This window comes from Agrobacterium sp. 33MFTa1.1 (assembly GCF_004328495.1).
GTDB lineage: Bacteria > Pseudomonadota > Alphaproteobacteria > Rhizobiales > Rhizobiaceae > Agrobacterium > Agrobacterium pusense.
On sequence record NZ_CP036358.1, the window covers coordinates 2,567,045 to 2,589,537 of the forward strand.

Consider the following 22,493-nt stretch of genomic DNA (forward strand, 5'->3'; position numbering starts at 1 on the left):
ACTTGACTTTCAGCCCCTTCCAACCTAGGTACTTCGCCATCGATATTTGTTTGACGACCAGAGCTTCGGCGTCTTTCCAGACGCTCACGACGATCTTTTCCTTCAAATTCGACCCCAAGACCGCGCTGCTCGCAGCGCAAATACAATTGCCAACGGAAGGAAATCGTTATGGCGACTGGTACAGTAAAGTGGTTCAACGCAACCAAGGGCTACGGCTTCATTCAGCCGGACGACGGTTCGCAGGACGTTTTCGTTCACATCTCGGCTGTTGAGCGCGCAGGTCTGACCGCCCTCAACGACGGCCAGAAGCTTTCTTACGAGCTGATGCAGGACCGCCGCTCTGGCAAGATGTCCGCAGGCAACCTCGTCGCTGCCTGATACGCAACAGGCCCGAAAGGGTTTCTTGCATGAACTGAAAGGCCGGATTTTTCCGGCCTTTTTCTTTGGAAGGAAGTCCGGCGGGCGGGGTCTTGAAAACGGCGGTACGTATACCGATATAGGGTTCAACAGTGTTTCAGATGAAAACTGTCAGGGGCGTCTTAAGATGCCGCTGTTGTTGCGTTAACCAAAGATTAACCAAAACAGATGATCCTGATTGTGAAAGCAGCGTCGGAAATCGACGCGCTCTGAAACATCAGACCGTTGAACCGCTTTGACCACGGATGTACTGGCATTGACGGAAAACGGATGGAAAGGTCGGGCTTGCCCGGCCTTTTTGTTTTTGGAGTGAGCGGAGGCGCCCGACCAGTGGCGCCTCCTCTTTTTTATTTCGCGGCCAGTGCGTCGAGAATGCGGATCCAGGAGCGAATGCCCTTGTGGAAGGACTGCAGGTCGTATTTTTCATTCGGCGAATGAATGCGATCGTCCGTCAAGCCGAAACCGACGAGCAGCGAATCCATGCCGAGCATCTTCTGGAAATCGCCCACGATCGGGATAGAGCCGCCCATGCCGATCACGACGGCCGGTTTGGGCCACTCTTCCGAAAGGGCGTTCTTCGCCTTGGTCAGGACGGGTGAATCGTATGAAAGCTGGATCGCCGGCGATGCGCCATGCTCGTGGAATTCCACGGAGCAATCAGCCGGAATTTTCGAGCGTACATAGGCCCGGAAGTTTTCGCGAATGGCGGCGGGGTTCTGTTCGCCGACAAGGCGGAACGACACCTTGGCGGAAGCTTTTGCTGCAATAACGGTCTTGAAGCCATCACCGGTGTACCCGCCTATGATGCCGTTGACCTCCGCTGTCGGCCGCGCCCAGGTCTGTTCCAGCACGGAGCGGCCCTTTTCACCCGAGGGAACCGAAAGGCCCACTTCACCGAGGAAGGTTTCTGCGGTGCGGCCCAGCGTTTCCCAGGCAGCCTTGATATTGGCGGGCGTTTCTTCCACGCCGTCATAGAAGCCGTCGAGCGTCACGCGGCCGGTCTCGTCATGCAGGCCAGAGAGAATGTCGGTCAGGATGTGGATGGGATTTGCGGCGGCGCCACCGAAAAGACCCGAATGCAGATCGCGATCGGCGGCGGTGATGACGATTTCTTCGCCGACCAGACCACGCAGCGCCGCGGCAATGGCGGGCGTATCCCGGTCCCACATGCCGGTATCGCAGACCAGCGCATAATCCGCCTTCAGCTCTTCCGCATTCGCTTCGAGGAACGGCTTCAGCGAGGGCGAACCGGATTCTTCTTCACCTTCAAAAAGAATGGTGACGCGCACCGGCAGGCCGCCATTCACGGCCTTGTAGGCGCGGCAGGCCTCCACGAAGGTCATCAGCTGGCCCTTGTCATCCGCCGTACCGCGTCCTGTAATCACCTGACGGCCTGCGCCGATATCCTTGACGGCGGGTTCGAAAGGATCGTTTTCCCAGAGATCGAGCGGATCGACCGGCTGTACATCATAATGGCCGTAGAAAAGCACATGTGGGGCGTCTTCATTGGCCGCATCGTGATGCGCCACCACCATGGGGTGACCGGCTGTATCGCGAACGGAGGCGGTAAAGCCGAGCGCTGAAAGCGTTCTCACGAGCCATTCCGCCGCCTTGCGGCACTCGGCCTTGTAAGCGGGGTCCGTGGAAATCGACGGAATGCGAACGAGTTCGAACAGTCGCTCGAGGCTGGAGGTGAGATTGTCATCGGCAGTGGAAAGAATGGGGGAAACGTCTGTCATCGCTGATCCTGTCATGTCTGTCGTGACCCGGCGATAAGACGAAACATCCGGGCATCGCGCATCGCGGGAAACAAGGGCCGGCGTGTCGTGAATCGGCAAACGCGCGGCCGTGGGAACGATAGAGCAGTTCAGGAAAACTGCGAAGCGGTTTCGAGTTGGAAGCGCTATTTTGCTTTTTTTGCGCTCTCGATGGCGCGACGCATATATTCCAGCAGAAGCTGGCGTTCAAAACGCCGGAAATCCGCAAGCAACATGTCTTCGGTGGCCTCAGAAGCGGCAATGGCATTCGCTTCCAGGTCCCTGCCGCGCTGCGTCAATTTGATGATCTGAGCGCGGCGGTCACCGGGATGCGTCTTTCGCACGATCAGCCCGTCGCGCTCCATGCGTGAGAGCGTGTTAGCAAGCGTTGCCTGTTCGACATCGATTCTGTCGAGCAACTGCCTTTGCGTCAGCCCTTCTTCATGCCAGAGCTCGATGAGAATGGGGAATTGGCCGGGAGAGAAGCCCAATGCGGCGGCTCTTTTCTGCAGCGCCATAGTGAACTCCCGCGCCATTTTGGCGGCGAGATAGATGGCCGATTCATCCCGGGAAAATCCCATTCCTCCGTCCCTCAGACAGTTTGGCCAGACGGCGCCGGCAATTCAATAGTGCGATATATATCGCACGATATGTTTTTGCCAGCCGGTAACAGGCGCAAAATAAAACCGCCATGGCCTGGAGGGGACGGCCATGGCGGTCATATTGGAGGACAAAGGCCCGGAGAGGGGGAAAGGCCTTTGTCCGGTCTGACGCGGCGGGGGACGAGCCAGCTATCAGACTACGGCGTGATCAGGCGCCGTCCTCTAAGAAATGTGTCTGCAAATGCGGCTTTTCAAGGGAAAGATGGATTACAAATCGGTAACGTTCGGGTGAAATGCGACGCGCTTTTTTCACCACCTCGGTTCCGGCTCTTTACCGTGTGTTCTGCGAAGTTTCGGTAGACGTTAAAACGCCCCCGCGCTATCCATGCTACCCATGAAAAAAGGCGATCATCTCTTCCTCGTTGACGGGTCCGGTTTCATTTTCCGGGCCTTCCATGCCATCCCGCCGCTGAACCGCAAGTCGGACGGGCTGCCGGTCAACGCCGTTTCCGGCTTCTGCAACATGTTGTGGAAGCTCCTGAAGGATGCGCGCAACACCGATGTCGGCGTGACGCCCACGCATTTTGCGGTAATTTTCGATTATTCATCAAAGACATTCCGCAATGAGCTTTATGATCTCTATAAAGCCAATCGCACGGCGCCGCCGGAAGATCTGGTGCCGCAATTCGGGCTGATACGGGAGGCGACGCGCGCCTTCAACCTTCCCTGCATCGAGACGGAAGGCTTCGAGGCGGACGATATCATCGCCACCTATGCCCGGCAGGCGGAGGCCATTGGGGCCGATGTCACCATCATCTCCTCCGACAAGGATCTGATGCAGCTCGTCACTGCCAATGTCCACATGTACGATGCGATGAAGGACAAGCAGATCGGCATCCCTGATGTCATAGAGAAATGGGGCGTGGGTCCCGAAAAGATGATCGACCTGCAGGCGATGACCGGCGATTCGACCGACAATGTTCCGGGCATCCCCGGCATCGGTCCAAAGACGGCCGCGCAATTGCTGGAAGAATACGGCGATCTCGATACGCTGCTCGCCCGTGCAGGTGAGATCAAGCAGCAGAAGCGTCGGGAAAATATCATCGCCAATGCGGAACTTGCTCGTATTTCCAGACAGCTCGTGGCACTGAGGACCGACGTGCCGCTGGATCAGCCGCTTGAAGCACTGGTGCTGGAACCTCAGAACGGCCCGAAACTCATTGCCTTCCTGAAGGCGATGGAATTCACCACGCTGACGCGGCGGGTTGCCGAAGCGACAGAGACCGATGCTTCCGCCATTGAGTCCGCCAATGTGCCGGTTCAGTGGGGCGCTGACGCCCATGGTCCCGATCTCGATGCGACGGCCGCTCCGGCTGTGGGCGAAGCGGCTGCTGGCGTAACGGGCACTGCGGTTTCGCCCGCTATTCCGGCGCGGAAAGGTGCCGGGGAGGGCAGCGCGCCGGCTGATCTTGCCACCGCCCGCCAGACGCTTTTTGCCGCCGCCAAGATCGACACGAGCGCCTACACGACGATCAGGGATCTTGCGACGCTGGACCTCTGGGTTGCGGCGGCGCGGGAAACGGGGGTCGTCGCCTTCGATACGGAAACGACATCGCTTGATCCGATGCAGGCGGAACTCGTCGGGTTTTCGCTGGCAATCGCCGATAATGGCAAGGATGCCTCGGGCAGCGATATACGCGCCGCCTACATTCCCTTGACGCACAAGACTGGCTCCGGCGGCGATCTATTCAGCGATGGTATCAGGCTCGCCGAAGGCCAGGTGCCCTTTGACGAAGCACTGGTCCGTCTCAAGGACTTGCTTGAAGACGAGGCCGTGCTGAAGGTCGCGCAAAATCTCAAATATGACTATCTGCTCATGAAACGCCATGGCGTCGTCATGCAGAGTTTCGACGATACGATGCTGATCTCCTATGTGCTTGAGGCTGGCAAAGCGACGCACGGCATGGATTCGCTGTCCGAACGTTGGCTCGGCCATACGCCGATCCCCTATAAGGACGTGGCGGGATCGGGCAAGTCGAGCGTTACCTTCGATTTTGTCGACATCGACAAGGCGACGGCATATGCAGCGGAGGACGCTGACGTCACCTTGCGGCTGTGGATGGCGCTGAAGCCGCGGCTTGTTTCAGAACGGCTGACCAAGGTTTACGAGCGGCTGGAACGTCCGCTTGTGCCTGTTCTGGCGCATATGGAGGAGCGTGGCATCACCGTCGACCGGCAAATCCTCTCACGTCTTTCCGGCGAACTCGCCCAGAAGGCGGCAGCGTTTGAAGAGGAAATCTACGAGCTGGCCGGCGAGCGTTTCAACATCGGCTCGCCAAAGCAGCTCGGCGACATCCTGTTCGGCAAGATGGGCCTGCCGGGCGGCTCCAAGACCAAGACCGGCCAATGGTCGACTTCGGCACAGGTGCTGGAGGATTTGGCGGCTGAAGGTATTGAACTGCCCCGCAAGATCGTCGACTGGCGGCAGCTGACGAAGCTGAAATCCACCTATACGGATGCACTGCCGGGATATATCCACCCGGAGACGAAACGTGTGCATACATCCTATGCGCTGGCCTCCACCACAACAGGCCGTCTGTCGTCCTCGGAACCGAACCTTCAGAACATCCCCGTCCGCACGGCGGAAGGGCGAAAAATCCGCACGGCTTTCATCTCGACGCCCGGCCACAAGCTTCTTTCCGCCGACTACAGCCAGATCGAACTGCGCGTGCTGGCCCATGTCGCCGATATTCCGCAGCTTCGCAACGCCTTCGAAAACGGCATCGACATTCATGCCATGACGGCTTCGGAAATGTTTGGTGTGCCTGTCGAAGGCATGCCCTCGGAAGTGCGCCGCCGCGCCAAGGCCATCAATTTCGGCATTATCTACGGTATTTCGGCTTTCGGTCTCGCCAACCAGCTCGGTATCGCCCGGTCTGAAGCCGGCGAATATATCAAGAAATATTTCGAGCGTTTTCCCGGCATCCGCGACTACATGGAGGCGACAAAGGCTTTCGCCCGTGAGAACGGTTATGTCGAGACGATTTTCGGCCGCCGCGCCCATTATCCGGAAATCCGCTCGTCCAACCCTTCCGTGAAAGCCTTCAACGAGCGCGCCGCCATTAACGCGCCGATCCAGGGCTCCGCGGCGGATATCATACGGCGCGCCATGGTCCGTATCGAACCGGCGCTGGAGGCTGAAAACCTGTCCGCCCGCATGCTGTTGCAGGTGCATGACGAACTCATCTTCGAGGTCGATGAAGCGGAAATCGAGAAAACTCTGCCCGTCGTCGTCTCTGTCATGGAAAATGCGGCCATGCCGGCAATCTCCATGAAGGTGCCATTGCAGGTGGATGCCCGCGCGGCTGACAACTGGGACGAGGCGCATTGACCGGCTTTTGGCCGGTCCATGTCATTGCTGTGTCGCGTGCACGGATTAGAGGAAACGCTTCACGAGGAGTTTCCCATGCACGCCCCGCTCGTCTCGAAAGATCTCGGCTATATTTCTGCTGCCTGTCATGATCAGCCGCCGCGCCATCTCGGCAGCCGCTTTAATGAGAATGGTGAGTTTCTGCCTGAGCCGGGCAATACGGTCGTCTGCCATCTTGTTGGGGGCTCGCAGACCGAAAACGCGATCATTGCGACGCGTCAGCGCTTCCTGGATATGCCGGAGGCATCCCAGCTTGCTTTCACACCGGCTTCCAGCCTGCACATGACGGTGTTTCAGGGCATCATCGAGTTTCGGCGTGCTCTGCCCTATTGGCCGCAGACAATGCCGCTTGATACACCGATCGACACGATGACGGACTATTATCGCGACCGCCTTTCTGCTTTTCCGGCGCTGCCGGGATTCAACATGCAAGTCACCGGTTTGCGGCCGGTAGGTCTGGTCCTGACGGGAGCCACGCCCGAGGATGATCGCATTGTGGCCCTGTGGCGGGATGCATTCGCCGATTTCTTCGGATATCGCCGTCCTGACCATGACAGCTACGAGTTTCACATCACCCTGTCCTACATCATCAGCTGGTTCAAGCCTGAGTGCCTGCCGCGCTGGCAGGCGATGCTTGACGAGGAACTGGAAAAGCTGCGTGCCGCGGCGCCAGTTATGGAGATGCGTCCGCCGGCTTTCTGTGAATTCAGGGATATGAACCACTTCAAGGAGCTGGTTGTTTTCGATAGAAGGTGAAGCATGATTGGCATTGCCTAAGGGCAGTTTGCCGCATGGTTTTTGCCGAATCGGAAAAAATGCGCGTCAGGGCTGGTCAAAGCCCGTTTGGGCATGTATAAGCGCGCCAAATTTCCGATATCGAGACATCCGACATTCGGCCTTTGGTTCTGGCCGGTTCCGTTGTTTCGCCGCTTAAGTGGAGTAACAAAAATGGCTGTACCAAAAAGAAAAACAAGCCCGTCCAAGCGTGGCATGCGCCGCTCGGCTGACGGTCTCAAGTCTGCGACCTATGTTGAAGACAAGAACTCCGGCGAACTGCGCCGTCCGCACCATATCGATCTGAAGACCGGTATGTATCGCGGCCGTCAGGTTCTGACGCCGAAGGAAAGCGCATAAGATTTTCCGACGTGACTTTGCAAAAACCGGCCCTCGTGGCCGGTTTTTTGTTTTTAGCGATCTCTCACGGTGTCCAGCGCTCACTTGGAAAATCTCGTCACTCCTCCTACACTCGCTTCGGGAGAGCGGGTTAGATGCCTGCCGCGTGAGGGGAGTTTCGGTGAAATATCGCTGGATTTTGTTGATGATGCTCGGTCTTGGCCTCGGTTACGGCGCCGTGACAAAAGGAAGCGGCGTCATTGCAGAAAGCTATTTCGGTGAAATGTCCGAGCAGGGGCGCACGACGCTCCGGCTTGCCGTCTCCGCCCTTGGCGGGCTGTTGAACCGTTACGAGCCGCTGCCTGCCTTGATTGCAGATCATGATGACATTGAGGAGCTGGTCGCACATCCCAAGGATGAAGCCCTGCGACAGCGCGCCAATGTCTACCTCAAATCCATCAACACCCTGCTGGAATCCTCCGATATCTACATCATTACGCTGGATGGCGAGACAATCGCGGCCAGCAACTATGATGGTCCGACAAGCTTCGTCGGTGAGAATTTCAGCTACCGTCCCTATTTTCAGGATGCGGCGAAGGGCCTGCAGTCGCGGTTCTTCGCGCTCGGCACGACCTCGCACAAGCGCGGATATTATTTCTCCGCGCCTATTCTCTTCAATGCGGAAATAAAGGGCGTCATCGTCTTCAAGGTCGACATCGAAGGCATAGAGGCCTCGTTCGGCGATGGCGAAAACCGTATTCTTGTGTCGGATCCCGAAGGCATCATTTTCATGACCGGCACGCCGCAATGGCTTTACTCCGGCCTGATGCCGCTGACGCCCGAGAGACTGGCGCGTACCGAGGCCTCACGCCGTTACGCCAATGCCACACTGAAGGAACTGCCGCTGAAACACGGCAGTTTCGGCTCGCATCAGCTGATGACGATTACCCAGAATGAGGGGGACAGGGAATATATGGTCCTGTCTCAGCCGATGGCGGATGCAGGATGGACCGTCAGCGTGCTGATGGATACCGGTTCATTGCGGACACAGGTGAAGACGGCAATGATCGCGATCATCCTGTGCCTGTGTCTGGCAGCCGCGCTGATTGCGGCGATGCTGCAGAGACGGCGACGGCTGCGTGAACGGCTGACCCATCAGGCAGAAGCCCAGGCGGAGCTGGAACGGCGGGTCGAGGAACGCACTGCTGATCTGGCGCGTGTGAACCAGGAGATCGAACACGAAATCGCCGAACGTCGCCAGACGGAAAAACAATTACGCAAGATGCAGAATGATCTGGTGCAGGCAGGCAAGCTTGCGGCGCTCGGACAGATGTCGGCTGCCTTGTCGCATGAAATCAACCAGCCGCTTGCCGCAGCCAAGAATTATGCCGAAAACGCGTCGCTTCTTGTAGAGCGCGGGCGGCTGGACGAGGTCAGGGAAAACCTCAGGCGCATATCGGGGCTGATCGATCGCATGGCCTCGATCAGCAGGCACCTCAGGAATTTCGCCCGAAAGCCGAACGAAAAAATGACTGCGGTCAGCCTGGAAACCGTGCTTCGCGACACGCTTGAAATCGTCGGTGCCCGGTTGAAGGCCGCCAATGCGGTGCTGGATGTCAATCTCGGCCCGGTGCCACTTGCGGTGAAAGCTGGTCCGGTGCGGCTGCAGCAGGTGCTCGTCAACATCATTTCCAACGCGGCGGACGCCGTGGAGGGGCGCGAGGATCGGCGCATCGCGCTCGAGGCCGTACAGCACGGCCAGACGGTTTCCGTCTTCATCCGCGACCGGGGACCAGGCGTTCCGCCGGCAATTTCGGATCGCATCTTCGATCCGTTTTTCACCACCAAGGGTGTGGGGCGTGGCCTCGGCCTCGGGCTTTCCATCTCCTATAACATCATCAAGGATTTTGGCGGCCAGTTGCGGGTGAGAAATCATGAGGAAGGGGGCGCGGAATTCGAGATCGAATTGCCCGCCGCCGCCTGGCGCATGGAGGCGGCTGCGGAATGACCATGTCGCGGGTTTTGCTGATCGATGACGAAGAGGAACTGCGCTTCTCCACTGCCCAGGCGCTGGAGCTTTCCGGTTTTGCCGTCACCATGCTGGCGAGCGCCGAACACGCGCTCGAACTCATCGGCTACAGTTTTGATGGTGTCGTGGTCAGCGACATCCGCATGCCCGGCATGGACGGCATGACACTGCTGCAGAAGGTGAGGGAGCTCGATGCGGAAATACCTGTGATTCTGATGACGGGTCACGGGGATGTTCAGCTGGCGGTCAACGCCATGCGCAATGGCGCCTATGATTTCATCGAGAAGCCGTTCACACCGCAATATCTCGCGGGCATCATCAAGCGGGCCAATGACCGGCGGGCGCTGGTGCTGGAAAATCGCCGTCTCAAGGCGGTGGCGGGCAAGCATGACGATCTCGAAACGCGCCTGCCGGGCAGAACCCAGGTGATGGTCGATCTGCGGTACCGCATTCGCGCCATCGGTGCGACGGATGCCGATACACTGATCGTCGGCGATACAGGCGCAGGCAAGGAGGTGGTTGCGCGGGCATTGCACGATATCAGCAGCAGAGCCAACCGGCCCTTTGTCGCGATCAACTGTGCGGCGCTTCCGCAGACATTGATTGAGAGCGAGTTGTTTGGTCACGAGGCCGGCGCCTTTCCGGGCGCGCTGCGCCCGCGTTATGGCAAGTTCGAACACGCGCGCGGCGGCACCATCCTGCTGGATGAAATCGGCTCTATGCCTTTCGAACTGCAGGGCCGATTGCTTCGCGTGCTGCAGGAAAGAGTGATTACCCGTCTCGGCTCGAATGAAACGGTCGAACTCGACGTGCGCTTCATCGCCACCAGCAAGGTAGATCTGGAACAGGAAGTTGCGGCTGGCCGTTTTCGCGCCGACCTTCTTTACCGCCTTAACGTCGCAACAATTCTCGTGCCATCGCTCTCGCAGCGCAGCGCGGATATTCCGCTGCTCTTCCTCCATCTGGTACGAGAAGCTGCCGCCCGCTACGGGCGGGAGGATATGGAGGTGCCGCAGCACCTGCTCTCCGCTGTTTCGCTCAGGGAATGGCCGGGCAACGTCCGGGAATTGCGCAACGCTGCGGACCGCTTCGCGCTGGGCCTGGAAACCGACGTGTCCGATGCGTCGCCGGCGTTTCAGGATGATGGCAGGTCGGCTCTCGCCCCGAGGGTCGCGGCATATGAAAAAAGCCTGATTGCGCAGGCCATCGCAGCCCATGGGGGAAATCTGAAATCCGTTTATGAGAACCTCGGCATCTCCCGCAAAACGCTTTACGAGAAGATGCAGAAATACGAGCTTCACCGGCATATGACCGAGATCTGATGGGTGGATTTCCACCCATCTTTAGGCCGTCATGGGTTGAAATCCACCCATTATCTTTGGTTACACGGATAAAACTGCGTTTCATCGCAACAGTGCCGTTGCTGAATGTCACTTCGGGATCGCAAATATCGTCACCCCGGCCGCCATGGAGGAGCATGCGCGGCTGAAGTGGCGATCATTTTCATCCGGGAGGAATCGATGAAAATACTGAAGACAGTTTCCGGCCTTGCTGCCGCCGCTGCCGTTTCCCTTTTCGCGCTGTCCGCATCCGCTCAGACCTATCCCGAGCGTAACATCACCATGGTCGTGCCTTTCTCGGCCGGTGGCCCGACGGACACGGTGGCGCGTCTTGTGGCTGAATCCATGTCGAAGGATCTCGGCCAGCAGATCATCGTGGAAAATGTCGGCGGCGCCGGCGGCACGCTTGGCGCTGGCCGCGTTGCCTCGGCAGATCCCGATGGTTACACCATCCTTCTCCACCACATCGGCATGGCGACCAGCGCCACGCTCTATCGAAAGCTCGCTTACGACACGACAAGTGCTTTCGAATATGTTGGTCTGGTCACGGAAGTGCCGATGACCATCCTGTCGCGCAAGAACCTTGAGACCACGGACCTCAAGGGGCTGATCGATTACGCCAAGGCGAACAAGGACAAGGTCACCGTTGCCAATGCCGGCATCGGCGCGGCCTCTCATCTGTGCGGCATGCTGTTCATGAGCGCCATCGAGACGCCGCTCGTTACAGTGCCCTACAAGGGCACCGGCCCTGCCATGACCGATCTGCTGGGCGGCCAAGTCGACATCATGTGCGACCAGACCACCAACACCACCAAGCAGATCCAGGGCGGCACTGTGAAGGCTTACGCCGTAACCTCGCCGAAGCGGCTGGATGTGCTGAAGGACGTGCCGACAGTTGCCGAAGCTGGCTTGCCCAAACTCGAAGTCGGCATCTGGCACGGTATCTACACGCCGAAGGGCACGCCTGCGGAAATCAACGAAAAGCTCTCCAAGTCGCTGCAGGTCGCGCTGAAGGACAAGAATGTCGCGGCGCGTTTTGCCGAACTCGGCACCACGCCGTCGCCGGAAAGCGATGCGACACCGGCGGCGCTGAAGGCCAAGCTTGAGAGCGAAATCGCCCGCTGGAAGCCGGTGATTGAGGCTGCCGGCCAATATGCCGACTGATGAACGCGGAAAGACCGGCGGTTTCCTGCCGCCGGTCGACCGTGATCAACTTTAACAGGCGAACCGGCTGAATGTCGGGCGCCGTGGAGGGGCATCTTTCATGAAGTCGTTATTTAATGACCCTGCCGAAGCAGTCTGCGGGGCAATTTTTATGGGGCTTGGCGTCTTTTTTGCCTTGCAGTCCTATGGTCTGGAAATCGGAACCGCCTTCCGTATGGGGCCGGGCTACTTCCCGCTGGTACTCGCGATCATCCTGATCCTGCTTGGCGGCGTTATATTCCTGCGCGCAACCCGGCCGGCTGGCGAGGGCATCGGCGCAATCGCCTGGCGCGGCATATTTTTCATCCTGCCCGCGCCGATCTTTTTCGGTTTCACTGTTCGGGGCCTGGGTTTTGTGCCGGCGCTGTTTTTCAGCGCGCTCATTGCGTCCTTCGCCTCACACAAGATGAGCCCGTTGATGGCGGTCGTTCTTTCCGCGGCTATCACTGTCTTTTCCGTCGCTGTTTTCAATTATGGTCTTGGCCTGCCTTTCCAGCGCTTCGGCCCCTGGCTCAACTTCTGAGGTATAGCGATGGATTTGCTCGATAATCTTGCGCTCGGTTTCGTCACCGCCTCGTCGCTGGCAAACCTCTTTTTCTGCCTGATCGGCGTGCTGCTTGGCACCCTCATCGGCGTTCTGCCCGGCATCGGCGCGACGGCGACGATCGCCATGTTGCTGCCGATCACCTTCCAGCTTGAGCCCGTCTCGTCGCTGATCATGCTCGCCGGCATCTATTACGGTGCGCAATATGGTGGATCGACCACGGCGATCCTGATCAACATGCCCGGCGAATCGTCCTCTGCCGTCACCGCCATCGATGGTTACCAGATGGCACGCAAGGGCAAGGCGGGTGCGGCGCTTGCCATCGCCGCCATCGGATCGTTCTTCGCCGGCACGGTGTCAACCTTCCTCGTCGCAATCTTCGCGCCGCCGCTCACGGCAATCGCGCTGGAATTCGGCGCGGCGGAATATTTCTCGCTGATGGTCGTCGGCCTCGTGTCGTCCATCGCGCTCGCCCATGGCTCCATCGTCAAGGCGTTGGCCATGGTCGTGCTTGGCCTGTTGCTCGGTCTCGTCGGCACGGATATCTATAGCGGCACGCCGCGCTTCACCCTTGGTATCCGCGAATATGCCGATGGCCTGAATTTCGTGGCTGTGGCTGTGGGTGTCTTCGGTATCGCCGAAATCCTGCGCAATCTCGAAAACGAGCGGACCCGTTCGGTGCTGATCGCCAAGGTCAGCGGCTTGATGCCGACCAAGGATGATTTCAAGCGCATGGTAGGGCCGGTTCTGCGCGGCACGGCCATTGGTTCGGCTCTCGGCATCCTGCCGGGTGGTGGGGCGATTCTTGCAGCCTTTGCCTCCTACACCGTGGAGAAACGTGTCTCCAAGAACCCGGAAGAATTCGGTCATGGTGCGGTCGCCGGTGTGGCCGGTCCGGAATCGGCCAACAATGCCGGTGCCCAGACGTCGTTTATTCCGCTGCTCACGCTCGGCATTCCGGCCAATCCGGTGATGGCGCTGATGATCGGCGCGATGATCATTCAGGGCATCGTTCCCGGTCCGAATGTGGCGACCGAACAGCCAGCGCTGTTCTGGGGCATCATCGCCTCCATGTGGATCGGCAATCTGATGCTCGTCATCCTCAACCTGCCGCTGATCGGGCTGTGGGTGAAGCTGCTGACGGTGCCCTACTACGTGCTCTTCCCGATCATCATGGCCTTCTGCGCCATCGGGGTCTACAGCGTCAATTCCAACGTCTTCGATCTCTATGCCGTCGCCTTCTTCGGCTTCATCGGCTATGTGCTGGTGAAACTGCGCTGCGAACCTGCCCCGTTGCTGCTGGGCTTCGTGCTCGGTCCACTGCTGGAGGAGAACCTGCGGCGCGCCATGATCCTGTCGCGTGGCGATCCGTCGACCTTCGTGACCCGGCCGATCAGCGCAACCCTGCTTTTCATTGCGCTCGCCGTGCTGATCATCGTCTTCCTCCCCAGCGTGAAAAAGAAGCGCGAAGAGGTTTTCGTAGAAGAAGACTGAGAATGCGATAAACTCAAAAGGCCGGCGATGTCTCCATCGCCGGCTTTTCTGTCTCTGTTTCCGCAATGCCGAATTCGCTTCACGAAAGCGACATATGGTTGACTCGCGAGCCTTTAGGCCCAAGGAAGGGCTGGAAAGAGAGGTCACCATGACGTCGGAAACCGAAGAACGGATCATCGCGCTCGAGGAAACGGTCGCGCATCAGTTGAAGGTGATAGAGGAACTGTCTGACCAGCTGGCGGAGCAGTGGAAGGTTGTTGAACAGACCCGCGCCAAGCTTGATCGCCTGACAGAGCGGTTCCTGAGTCTTGAGGAGCAGTCATTGGACGCGCCCGCCATCACAAGGCCACCGCATTACTGACGGGAGTACAGGATGAAAAATGACACAGCCAAGCTCGCTGAAGAAATCGTCGATTTCTGGACGAAGGCTGGCCCGGAAAAATGGTTCGACAAGGATGCCGCCTTCGACAGTCACTTTCACGACCGGTTCCGTGACGCTCATTTCGCTGCCGCGAGGCGGGAACTGGATGGCTGGCTGGAGGGTGCAGAGAGCAGCCTCGCCTTGATGCTGCTGCTGGATCAGTTTCCGCGCAACTGCTTTCGCGACACGGCCCACATGTATGCGACCGATCCTCTGGCGCGGCTTTTGGCCGATGAAGCCATCCGGTGCGGACATGATCAGGCGGTGAGTGAGGATCTGCGGGTCTTCTTCTATCTACCGTTTTCTCACGCAGAAGATCTGGAGGCGCAGCACCGGGCGTGCCGTCTCAATCGGCCGCTTGGCGGGCTTTATCTGCATCACGCCGAAGAACATCGCGAGATCATCGAACGTTTCGGCCGCTTTCCGCATCGTAACAAGATATTGTTGCGGGAAACGACACCGGAGGAGCGGCGATATCTGGAAGAGGGCGGCTTTTCAGGCTGACCCCAAAAAGAAAACGCCGCCAGTCCAAGGGATGGCGGCGTTTCTGATGGTGAAGAACGGCGACACTCAGCCGTCGAAGAATTCCTTCATCCGGGCGAAGAAGCCCGTCGATTCCGGATTATTCTCCTTGGAAGACAGCTGCTCGAACTCCTGCAGCAGCTCGCGCTGTCGCTTGCTGAGTTTCTGCGGCGTCTCGATCTGAATCTGGATATAGAGATCGCCCGTCTGCGCCGAACGCAGCACCGGCATGCCCTTGCCCTTCAGACGGAACTGCTTGCCCGGTTGGGTGCCTTCCGGAACCGTGACGCGCGACTTCGTGCCATCGAGCGTCGTGACATCGAAGGTGCCGCCGAGCGCTGCCGTCGTCATCGAGATCGGCACGGTGCAATAGAGATCGGCACCGTCGCGCTGGAAGAACTCATGCGGACGCACGGACAGGAAGATATAGAGATCGCCCGCCGGACCGCCACGCATGCCGGCTTCGCCTTCGCCCTGCAGACGAATGCGTGTGCCGTCCTCGATGCCCGAGGGAATGTTGACCGAGAGCGAGCGCTCTTCCGTTACGCGGCCCTGACCATGGCACTTGCCGCAGGGGTCGGAGATCGTCTGTCCACGGCCATGGCAGGTGGGGCAGGTGCGCTCCACCGAGAAGAAGCCTTGCGCGGCGCGCACGCGGCCTGAACCCTGGCAGGTGGCGCAGGTCTTCGGCTGCGTGCCGGGCTTGGCGCCCGAGCCGGAACAGACGTCGCAGGTGATCGAGGTCGGAACCCTGATCTGCGCCGTCTTGCCGGTGAAGGCTTCTTCCAGCGTGATTTCCATGTTGTAGCGAAGATCGGCACCGCGCTCGCGACCGCCTGAGGAACGGCGCGCGCGACCGCCGCCCATCATCTCGCCGAAGATGTCTTCGAAAATATCCGAGAAGCCGCCATTGGCGAAACCGCCGCCGCCAAAGCCGCCACCGCCGCCCATGCCGCCATTTTCAAAGGCCGCATGGCCGAAACGATCGTAGGCCGCGCGCTTCTGCGGATCCTTCAACGTTTCGTATGCTTCGTTGATTTCTTTGAATTTCCGTTCGGAATCGGCATCATCAGGGTTTTTGTCCGGATGGTACTTCATCGCGAGTTTGCGGAAGGCGCTTTTCAGCTCTTTTTCGTCCGCAGTCTTGCTGACGCCGAGTGTTTCGTAAAAGTCTGCTTTCGCCATTCAGTTAACAAGCCCCGCAAATGGATTTCCGGCTGCACGCGGCAGCCGGATGTCTTGCATAAATTGTCAGGAGACGGAAAGTCGCGCGATTATGCGGACTTCTTGTCGTCCTTGATTTCTTCGTAGTCAGCGTCGACGACGTCATCCTTGCCGCCTTCGGAAGCATCGCCAGCCTCGGCCTGCTGCGCTTCATAGATGGCCTGACCGAGCTTCATGGAGACTTCCATGAGGGTCTGGGTCTTCGCCTGGATGTCGTCGGCGTCAGGCTCGGAAGCCTCAACCGCGGTCTTCAGGGTGGCAATGGCGTCTTCGATCGCCTTGCGGTCGGTTTCGGAAACCTTGTCACCATATTCCTTCACCGACTTCTCGGTGGAATGGATGAGGCTTTCAGCCTGGTTCTTGGCTTCCACGCCCGCACGACGCTTCTTGTCGGCCTCAGCGTTGGCTTCGGCGTCCTTGACCATCTTTTCGATGTCGGCGTCAGAAAGGCCACCGGAGGCCTGGATGCGGATCTGCTGTTCCTTGCCGGTGCCCTTGTCCTTGGCCGAAACCTGCACGATACCGTTGGCATCGATATCGAAGGTAACTTCGATCTGCGGAACACCACGCGGTGCCGGCGGCAGGCCAACGAGGTCGAACTGACCAAGCAGCTTGTTGTCCTGCGCCATTTCGCGCTCACCCTGCGAGACGCGGATGGTCACGGCCGACTGGTTGTCTTCGGCGGTCGAGAAGGTCTGGCTCTTCTTCGTCGGGATCGTCGTGTTGCGATCGATCAGACGCGTGAAGACGCCACCCAGCGTTTCGATGCCGAGCGACAGCGGGGTCACGTCGAGCAGCAGAACGTCCTTGACGTCGCCCTGCAGAACGCCGGCCTGAATGGCCGCGCCCATGGCAACAACTTCATCAGGGTTCACGCCCTTATGCGGCTCCTTGCCGAACAGCTGCTTGACGACTTCCTGCACCTTCGGCATGCGGCTCATGCCACCGACGAGAACGACTTCGTCGATCTCGGAAGCGGAGACGCCGGCGTCCTTGAGCGCTGCCTTGCAAGGTGCAACGGTGCGCTGCACGAGGTCGTCGACCAGGCTTTCGAACTTCGCACGGGTCAGCTTCAGCGTCAGGTGCTTCGGACCGGAAGCGTCAGCCGTGATGAACGGCAGGTTGATTTCGGTCTGCTGCGAGGACGACAGTTCGATCTTCGCCTTTTCAGCAGCTTCCTTGAGGCGCTGCAGAGCGAGCTTGTCGTTCTTCAGATCGATGCCCTGATCCTTCTTGAACTCGCCGGCCAGATACTCGACCAGACGCATGTCGAAGTCTTCACCGCCAAGGAAGGTATCGCCGTTGGTGGACTTCACTTCGAAGACGCCGTCGCCGATTTCCAGAACGGAAATATCGAAGGTGCCGCCGCCAAGGTCATAAACGGCGATCGTCTTGCCGTCCTTCTTGTCGAGGCCGTAAGCGAGTGCTGCCGCGGTCGGCTCGTTGATGATGCGCAGAACATCAAGGCCCGCGATGCGGCCGGCATCCTTGGTTGCCTGGCGCTGCGCGTCGTTGAAGTACGCCGGAACGGTGATGACGGCCTTCTCGACCTTTTCACCGAGATAGGCTTCAGCGGTTTCCTTCATCTTCTGCAGGATCATCGCGGAAATCTGCGAAGGGGAATAATTCTTGTCCTGCGCCTTCACCCAGGCGTCGCCATTGTCGCCCTTGACGATCTCGAAGGGAACAAGAGCCTTGTCCTTCTCGACGGTCGGGTCTTCATAACGGCGGCCGATCAGGCGCTTTACCGCAAACAGGGTGTTAGTCGGATTGGTGACCGCCTGGCGCTTGGCCGGCTGGCCGACAAGGCGTTCGCCATCGTCGGAAAATGCCACCATGGACGGCGTGGTACGTGCGCCTTCCGCGTTTTCAATAACTTTCGTGTCCTTGCCATCCATCACTGCGACGCAGGAGTTGGTTGTGCCAAGGTCGATACCGATTACTTTTGCCATGCTCTTCTCTCCTTGAAGCGCGCTGTCTGAACCCCGTGAGGCATTCCTTTGACAGCACCTTGACTTGGATTTGCAGCCTTCGCTGCTGTTATGCGGCGTATATAAGGAGCGATTTTTGCGGCTGCAAGGCGCAAGAGCAGGGGAAAGGCAGCAAAAAAGCGCCGGAAACTCTTTCTTTGCAGATGCATAGCCATCAAGGCTTGCGTAAGCCGAAAAACGCGACTTTGACGCTATGCTGCGCAGTCGTCCGGCGCCGCAGGCACAAGGACTTCCGGGATGCCATTATAATGGTTTGAAGTGGGCGAAATGGCGGACAGGGTGGGATTCGAACCCACGGTACGCTTTCACGCACACACGCGTTCCAGGCGTGCGCCTTAAACCACTCGGCCACCTGTCCTTTTTCAAGTCTGCATGTCATGAAGAATGCAAATCACTGGAACGGCGCGATATATACCGATGAATTCGCAGGGATCAACACGAATCTGACAGTTTTTTGAATTGTCGGCAATTTCATGCCTTTCGATGCGATTGCAATCGCGTTTTCCGGCCTTTATCCATGCAGGAAATGTTTCAAAATGTGGCTGCCGTAAGCGGCAGACCGTGAGCGAGGTATCCCAATGAAAGCTTTTTTGCGGTTTTTGAGCTTTCTTTTCCTCGCCGCAGCGATTTTTCTGGGTGTGCTCGATTCGATCCGCTCTGTTTCCACGTCATCAGTCACCATCACCGGCATATTGTCAGTCTGGAACTATCTTCTTCCTGCTTCGCGAACCATGGTGGAAGCGTCTCTGGCTCACTATATTCACCCTGAAGCGTGGCGCTCCATAGAAAATGCCCTGTCGGCACTGCCTGCATTTGCCTTTTTCCTCGCTCTGTCCCTCCTCTGCTGGATGGCCGGTTACAGAAAATACAAGGCGACGAGACGTTTGTCGGTCTGACGGGGCTGGCGCCCGCGGATGTGAACCGTGAGAAGCGGCGGAACTGGCCGCATGGAGGACCGAATGTTCCTGTTCGATACGCTTTCTAAAAAAACGACGATGCCGACCGAAGAGACGGCGTTGCCTGGCCGTGAAGAGGCTCTCGTTGTGCCGGAACTTCACTTCGTCAACGGCAGACCTCTGAAGGGGCCTTATCCGGATGGCTTCGAGACCATCTATCTCGGCATGGGTTGCTTCTGGGGCGCGGAGCGGTTGTTCTGGAAGACGCCCGGCGTTTGGGTGACGGCGGTCGGTTATGCCGGCGGCTTTACCCGCAATCCGACCTATCAGGAAACGACGACGGGTCAGACGGGCCATGCCGAGGTTGTCAAGGTTGTCTACGATCCGGCGACGATCTCGCTCGGGGCGCTCTTGAAGATATTTTTCGAGGAGCACGATCCCACTCAAGGCATGCGGCAGGGCAACGACGTCGGCACGACCTATCGTTCCGCCATTTATGCGACAACGGAAGGGCAGCTGCAGCAGGCGCAGAAAGCTCGAGACGCATTTCAGCAGGCTCTGGAAGAGGCTGGCCATGCCGGCGCCATCACCACCGAGATCGGGCCGCTTGAAACGTTTTATTATGCTGAGGACTATCACCAGCAATATCTTGCCAAGAACCCGGGCGGCTATTGCGGCCTCAGGGGAACCGGCGTAAGCTGTAATATCGACTAGTTTTTTTGCAGTTCTGCCCGGTGGAAAGACTAAAAAATCGTCAGATCAAAGTTTTTCCACCGGGTCAAAAAAACCGGATGAATTTTTCATTGAGCCATGCAAGGATATGAGGCAAGCACAGCCGGTATAACGGCTGGCGGTTCCGCAGACATTCCCGGGAAACGGGATTGCGGGAGGACCCTTAAAATATCAATTGCAACAACAGGGCTGCACAATGAAAAAATCCCTTCTGACGCTTTTTGCGCTTGCCGCAATGTCGGCTTCCGCGCTCGCCGCGGATATCAAGCCTGCGCTGGTCTATGGCACGGGCGGCAAGTTCGACAAGTCGTTCAACGAGGCCGCTGCGGCCGGCGCTGAAAAGTTCAAGGCGGAAACGGGCATCGAATTCCGCGACTTCGAACCGACCAGCGACACGCAGGGCGAACAGGCCATCCGCAACTTCGCCAGCAAGGGTTTCAACCCTGTCGTCGCCGTATCCTTCGCCTGGACGTCGGCCATGGAAAAGGTTGCCGCCGAGTTCCCCGACACCAAGTTCGTCATCGTCGATTCCGTCGTTGAACTGCCGAACGTCCGCTCGGTCGTCTACAAGGAGCACGAAGGTTCTTACCTCGTCGGTCTGCTGGCCGGCATGGCTTCCAAGACCGGCAAGGTCGGGTTTATCGGCGGCATGGACATTCCGCTGATCCGCAAGTTCGCCTGTGGTTACGCTCAAGGCGCCAAGGCTGCCAACGACAAGATCGAAGTCTTCCAGAACATGACCGGCACCACCGGCGCTGCCTGGAACGACCCTGTGCGCGGCGGCGAGCTTACCAAAAACCAGATCGATCAGGGCGCGGACGTGATTTACGCGGCAGCCGGTGCGACCGGTATCGGCGTGCTCCAGACTGCCGCCGACAACAAGAAATTCTCGATCGGCGTCGATTCCAATCAGAACCACCTGCATCCCGGTTCGGTTCTGACCTCGATGGTCAAGCGCGTCGATCTGGCCGTTTACAACGCCTATAAGGACGCCAAGGATGACAAGTTCACGCCTGGCATCGTCGCTCTCGGCGTCAAGGAAGACGGCGTTGCCTACGCGCTCGATGATAACAACAAGGCGCTCATCACGCCTGAAATGACTGCTGCCGTGGACAAGGCCAAAGCCGACATCATCTCCGGCGCCGTCAAGGTCCATGATTACATGGCGGACAATTCCTGCCCGAAATGATATGATATGTGGCTGGGGCGCGTGATGTTTTTCATCTTGCGCCCTTTTCATATCCAGCCTTCGGAGAGGTTTCGGTTTGAATATGGACCCTGCAATCGAACTCGTGGGCATCGACAAGAAATTCGGTGCCGTACACGCCAACAAGAACATCAATCTGACAATTGCCAGGGGTACGATCCACGGCATCATCGGGGAAAACGGTGCCGGAAAGTCGACTTTGATGTCGATCCTCTACGGTTTTTACCAGGCGGATGCCGGTGAAATCCGGGTGAACGGCACGCCGGTTTCGATCCGCGACAGTCAGGCCGCCATCAATGCCGGTATCGGCATGGTGCATCAGCACTTCATGCTGGTCGAAAATTTTACTGTGCTGGAAAATGTCATGCTGGGCGCAGAAGGCGGTGCGCTGCTGGCCAACGGCCGGGCTGGTGCACGCAGGGAGCTGAAGCGCCTGGAAGACGATTATGGACTGGAAGTCGATCCCGATGCGGTGATCGAGGAATTGCCAGTCGGCCTCCAGCAGCGCGTCGAAATTCTGAAAGCCATGTATCGTGGCGCGGAAATCCTGATCCTTGACGAGCCGACCGGCGTTCTGACGCCGGCAGAGGCCGATCACCTGTTCAAGATCCTCGGCGTGCTGCGTGATCAGGGCAAGACAGTCATTCTCATCACCCATAAGCTGCGCGAGATCATGGCGATCACGGACTCCGTCTCCGTCATGCGTCGTGGCGAGATGGTGGCGACCCGGAAAACCTCCGAGACGAGCGTCGAGGAGCTGGCCGAACTGATGGTCGGCAGACGGGTGCTGCTGCGGGTGGAGAAGGGCGAAACGACGCCGGGCGACGTTCTTCTGTCGATCCGCAATCTCACCGTCAAGGATAGCCGCGGCGTCACCATGGTCGATGACGTTTCGCTGGATGTCCGAGCAGGTGAAATCGTCGGTATAGCCGGTGTCGCAGGCAACGGCCAGTCGGAGCTGCTGGAAGCCATCGCTGGCATCCGAAAGCCCTATTCCGGCGAAATCTGGGTGGACGGAAAGAAGGTGGATCGCCCCGATCCCGCAATTTTACGCAGGCTTGGCCTCGCCCACATCCCGGAAGACCGCCATCACATGGGGCTGGTGCTGAAATTCGAGGAATATGAAAACTCCATCCTTGGTTATCATCACGACGAACGTTACGGCAAAGGGCCGTTCCTCAACCCCGAGGCCATTCGCAGGGATGCGGTCGAGAAGATCGAGAAATACGATATCCGCCCGCCAAACCCGCAGCTGAAGACCGCCAACTTTTCCGGCGGCAACCAGCAGAAGATCGTTGTCGCCCGTGAAATCGAGCGTGACCCCAAGATGTTGATAATCGGCCAGCCGACACGCGGCGTGGATATCGGCGCGATCGAATTCATTCATCGCCGCATCATCGAAATGCGCGATGCTGGCAAGGCGATTTTGCTGGTTTCCGTCGAACTCGATGAAATCCGGTCGCTGTCGGACAGGATCATGGTCATGTTCGCAGGCCGGGTCGTCGGAGAAAAAACGGCGGAAGCCGAAGAACAGACGCTGGGCCTGATGATGGCCGGCATCGCCGCATGAG

19 protein-coding genes and 1 tRNA gene are annotated in these 22,493 nt (G+C 58.5%); 15 read left to right on the forward strand and 5 right to left on the reverse strand.

All coding sequences use genetic code 11. The features are described from left to right. The first annotated feature begins 168 nt into the window (after nt 1–168). On the forward strand, nt 169–378 hold the full coding sequence (locus EYD00_RS12785; protein WP_003492998.1) for a cold-shock protein: 210 nt from the start codon (nt 169–171) through the stop codon (nt 376–378). Nucleotides 379–764: 386 nt separating this feature from the next. Here EYD00_RS12785 and EYD00_RS12790 read toward each other — a convergent pair whose 3' ends face one another. Together EYD00_RS12790 and EYD00_RS12795 are read right to left on the reverse strand one after the other, a co-directional pair. Beyond that, nucleotides 765–2,156: a dipeptidase gene (locus tag EYD00_RS12790; protein ID WP_004439120.1), complete on the reverse strand. Its 1,392-nt coding sequence runs from the start codon at nt 2,154–2,156 to the stop codon at nt 765–767. A 164-nt stretch (nt 2,157–2,320) separates the two neighbouring features. Beyond that, nucleotides 2,321–2,755, reverse strand: a complete 435-nt coding sequence (locus tag EYD00_RS12795; RefSeq protein WP_004439123.1) for a MarR family winged helix-turn-helix transcriptional regulator — start codon at nt 2,753–2,755, stop codon at nt 2,321–2,323. Nucleotides 2,756–3,170: 415 nt separating this feature from the next. Here EYD00_RS12795 and polA point away from each other — a divergent pair, with 415 nt between their 5' ends. From polA to EYD00_RS12850, 10 genes are all read left to right on the forward strand, one after another. After that, nucleotides 3,171–6,167, forward strand: a complete 2,997-nt coding sequence (gene polA / locus EYD00_RS12800) for a DNA polymerase I (protein WP_034496177.1) — start codon at nt 3,171–3,173, stop codon at nt 6,165–6,167. A gap of 75 nt (nt 6,168–6,242) precedes the next feature. Beyond that, nucleotides 6,243–6,962, forward strand: a complete 720-nt coding sequence (locus tag EYD00_RS12805) for a DUF1868 domain-containing protein (RefSeq protein ID WP_004439129.1) — start codon at nt 6,243–6,245, stop codon at nt 6,960–6,962. A 192-nt stretch (nt 6,963–7,154) separates the two neighbouring features. Next, entirely contained in the window at nt 7,155–7,340 is a 186-nt protein-coding gene (gene rpmF, locus EYD00_RS12810; RefSeq protein WP_003507205.1) for a 50S ribosomal protein L32, read from the forward strand. Between the two features lie 160 nt (nt 7,341–7,500). Then, on the forward strand, nt 7,501–9,327 hold the full coding sequence (locus tag EYD00_RS12815) for a sensor histidine kinase (RefSeq protein WP_081093458.1): 1,827 nt from the start codon (nt 7,501–7,503) through the stop codon (nt 9,325–9,327). After that, complete coding sequence (locus EYD00_RS12820) at nt 9,324–10,670, forward strand: sigma-54-dependent transcriptional regulator (RefSeq protein ID WP_004439142.1); 1,347 nt, start codon at nt 9,324–9,326, stop codon at nt 10,668–10,670. Before EYD00_RS12815 ends, EYD00_RS12820 begins: the two co-directional genes overlap by 4 nt. 198 nt (nt 10,671–10,868) lie before the next feature. After that, nucleotides 10,869–11,852 carry a tripartite tricarboxylate transporter substrate-binding protein gene (locus EYD00_RS12830; RefSeq protein WP_004439144.1) on the forward strand — a complete coding sequence of 328 codons (984 nt, stop codon included), beginning with the start codon at nt 10,869–10,871 and terminating at the stop codon, nt 11,850–11,852. Between the two features lie 100 nt (nt 11,853–11,952). Continuing rightward, nucleotides 11,953–12,414, forward strand: a complete 462-nt coding sequence (locus EYD00_RS12835) for a tripartite tricarboxylate transporter TctB family protein (protein WP_004439147.1) — start codon at nt 11,953–11,955, stop codon at nt 12,412–12,414. 9 nt (nt 12,415–12,423) lie between these two features. Beyond that, nucleotides 12,424–13,929, forward strand: coding sequence for a tripartite tricarboxylate transporter permease (locus EYD00_RS12840; RefSeq protein WP_004439149.1), 1,506 nt, complete (start codon nt 12,424–12,426; stop codon nt 13,927–13,929). Nucleotides 13,930–14,077: 148 nt separating this feature from the next. After that, nucleotides 14,078–14,290, forward strand: a complete 213-nt coding sequence (locus EYD00_RS12845) for a SlyX family protein (protein WP_004439151.1) — start codon at nt 14,078–14,080, stop codon at nt 14,288–14,290. 12 nt (nt 14,291–14,302) lie between these two features. Next, on the forward strand, nt 14,303–14,854 hold the full coding sequence (locus tag EYD00_RS12850) for a DUF924 family protein (RefSeq protein WP_004439153.1): 552 nt from the start codon (nt 14,303–14,305) through the stop codon (nt 14,852–14,854). A gap of 66 nt (nt 14,855–14,920) precedes the next feature. Here EYD00_RS12850 and dnaJ read toward each other — a convergent pair whose 3' ends face one another. The 3 genes from dnaJ to EYD00_RS12865 form a co-directional block, all read right to left on the reverse strand. After that, entirely contained in the window at nt 14,921–16,057 is a 1,137-nt protein-coding gene (dnaJ, locus tag EYD00_RS12855; RefSeq protein WP_004439156.1) for a molecular chaperone DnaJ, read from the reverse strand. Between the two features lie 89 nt (nt 16,058–16,146). Next, the gene (gene dnaK / locus EYD00_RS12860) at nt 16,147–18,048 is read right to left on the reverse strand and encodes a molecular chaperone DnaK (protein ID WP_004439158.1); all 1,902 of its coding nucleotides are present in this window, start codon (nt 18,046–18,048) and stop codon (nt 16,147–16,149) included. Between the two features lie 307 nt (nt 18,049–18,355). Continuing rightward, nucleotides 18,356–18,445 (reverse strand) — tRNA-Ser (locus tag EYD00_RS12865). 220 nt (nt 18,446–18,665) lie between these two features. Between EYD00_RS12865 and EYD00_RS12870 the strand changes: the two genes are divergently transcribed. From EYD00_RS12870 to EYD00_RS12885, 4 genes are all read left to right on the forward strand, one after another. After that, a complete protein-coding gene (locus EYD00_RS12870) occupies nt 18,666–18,983 on the forward strand; it encodes a hypothetical protein (protein ID WP_034496174.1) in 318 nt (105 codons plus the stop codon). 63 nt (nt 18,984–19,046) lie between these two features. Continuing rightward, a complete protein-coding gene (msrA, locus tag EYD00_RS12875; RefSeq protein ID WP_004439163.1) occupies nt 19,047–19,697 on the forward strand; it encodes a peptide-methionine (S)-S-oxide reductase MsrA in 651 nt (216 codons plus the stop codon). Nucleotides 19,698–19,911: 214 nt separating this feature from the next. Continuing rightward, nucleotides 19,912–20,904 carry a BMP family lipoprotein gene (locus EYD00_RS12880; protein ID WP_004439166.1) on the forward strand — a complete coding sequence of 331 codons (993 nt, stop codon included), beginning with the start codon at nt 19,912–19,914 and terminating at the stop codon, nt 20,902–20,904. Nucleotides 20,905–20,986: 82 nt separating this feature from the next. Then, nucleotides 20,987–22,492 carry an ABC transporter ATP-binding protein gene (locus EYD00_RS12885; RefSeq protein ID WP_034496172.1) on the forward strand — a complete coding sequence of 502 codons (1,506 nt, stop codon included), beginning with the start codon at nt 20,987–20,989 and terminating at the stop codon, nt 22,490–22,492. The last annotated feature ends 1 nt before the right edge of the window (nt 22,493 follow it).

Bases quoted from the DNA above. Each gene is read 5' to 3' on its own strand.
- EYD00_RS12785 (WP_003492998.1), top strand. From the start codon at position 169: ATGGCGACTGGTACAGTAAAGTGGTTCAACGCAACCAAGGGCTACGGC.
- EYD00_RS12790 (WP_004439120.1), bottom strand. From the start codon at position 2,156: ATGACAGACGTTTCCCCCATTCTTTCCACTGCCGATGACAATCTCACC.
- EYD00_RS12795 (WP_004439123.1), bottom strand. From the start codon at position 2,755: ATGGGATTTTCCCGGGATGAATCGGCCATCTATCTCGCCGCCAAAATG.
- polA (WP_034496177.1), top strand. From the start codon at position 3,171: ATGAAAAAAGGCGATCATCTCTTCCTCGTTGACGGGTCCGGTTTCATT.
- EYD00_RS12805 (WP_004439129.1), top strand. From the start codon at position 6,243: ATGCACGCCCCGCTCGTCTCGAAAGATCTCGGCTATATTTCTGCTGCC.
- rpmF (WP_003507205.1), top strand. From the start codon at position 7,155: ATGGCTGTACCAAAAAGAAAAACAAGCCCGTCCAAGCGTGGCATGCGC.
- EYD00_RS12820 (WP_004439142.1), top strand. From the start codon at position 9,324: ATGACCATGTCGCGGGTTTTGCTGATCGATGACGAAGAGGAACTGCGC.
- EYD00_RS12830 (WP_004439144.1), top strand. From the start codon at position 10,869: ATGAAAATACTGAAGACAGTTTCCGGCCTTGCTGCCGCCGCTGCCGTT.
- EYD00_RS12835 (WP_004439147.1), top strand. From the start codon at position 11,953: ATGAAGTCGTTATTTAATGACCCTGCCGAAGCAGTCTGCGGGGCAATT.
- EYD00_RS12840 (WP_004439149.1), top strand. From the start codon at position 12,424: ATGGATTTGCTCGATAATCTTGCGCTCGGTTTCGTCACCGCCTCGTCG.
- EYD00_RS12845 (WP_004439151.1), top strand. From the start codon at position 14,078: ATGACGTCGGAAACCGAAGAACGGATCATCGCGCTCGAGGAAACGGTC.
- EYD00_RS12850 (WP_004439153.1), top strand. From the start codon at position 14,303: ATGAAAAATGACACAGCCAAGCTCGCTGAAGAAATCGTCGATTTCTGG.
- dnaJ (WP_004439156.1), bottom strand. From the start codon at position 16,057: ATGGCGAAAGCAGACTTTTACGAAACACTCGGCGTCAGCAAGACTGCG.
- dnaK (WP_004439158.1), bottom strand. From the start codon at position 18,048: ATGGCAAAAGTAATCGGTATCGACCTTGGCACAACCAACTCCTGCGTC.
- EYD00_RS12870 (WP_034496174.1), top strand. From the start codon at position 18,666: ATGAAAGCTTTTTTGCGGTTTTTGAGCTTTCTTTTCCTCGCCGCAGCG.
- msrA (WP_004439163.1), top strand. From the start codon at position 19,047: ATGTTCCTGTTCGATACGCTTTCTAAAAAAACGACGATGCCGACCGAA.
- EYD00_RS12880 (WP_004439166.1), top strand. From the start codon at position 19,912: ATGAAAAAATCCCTTCTGACGCTTTTTGCGCTTGCCGCAATGTCGGCT.
- EYD00_RS12885 (WP_034496172.1), top strand. From the start codon at position 20,987: ATGGACCCTGCAATCGAACTCGTGGGCATCGACAAGAAATTCGGTGCC.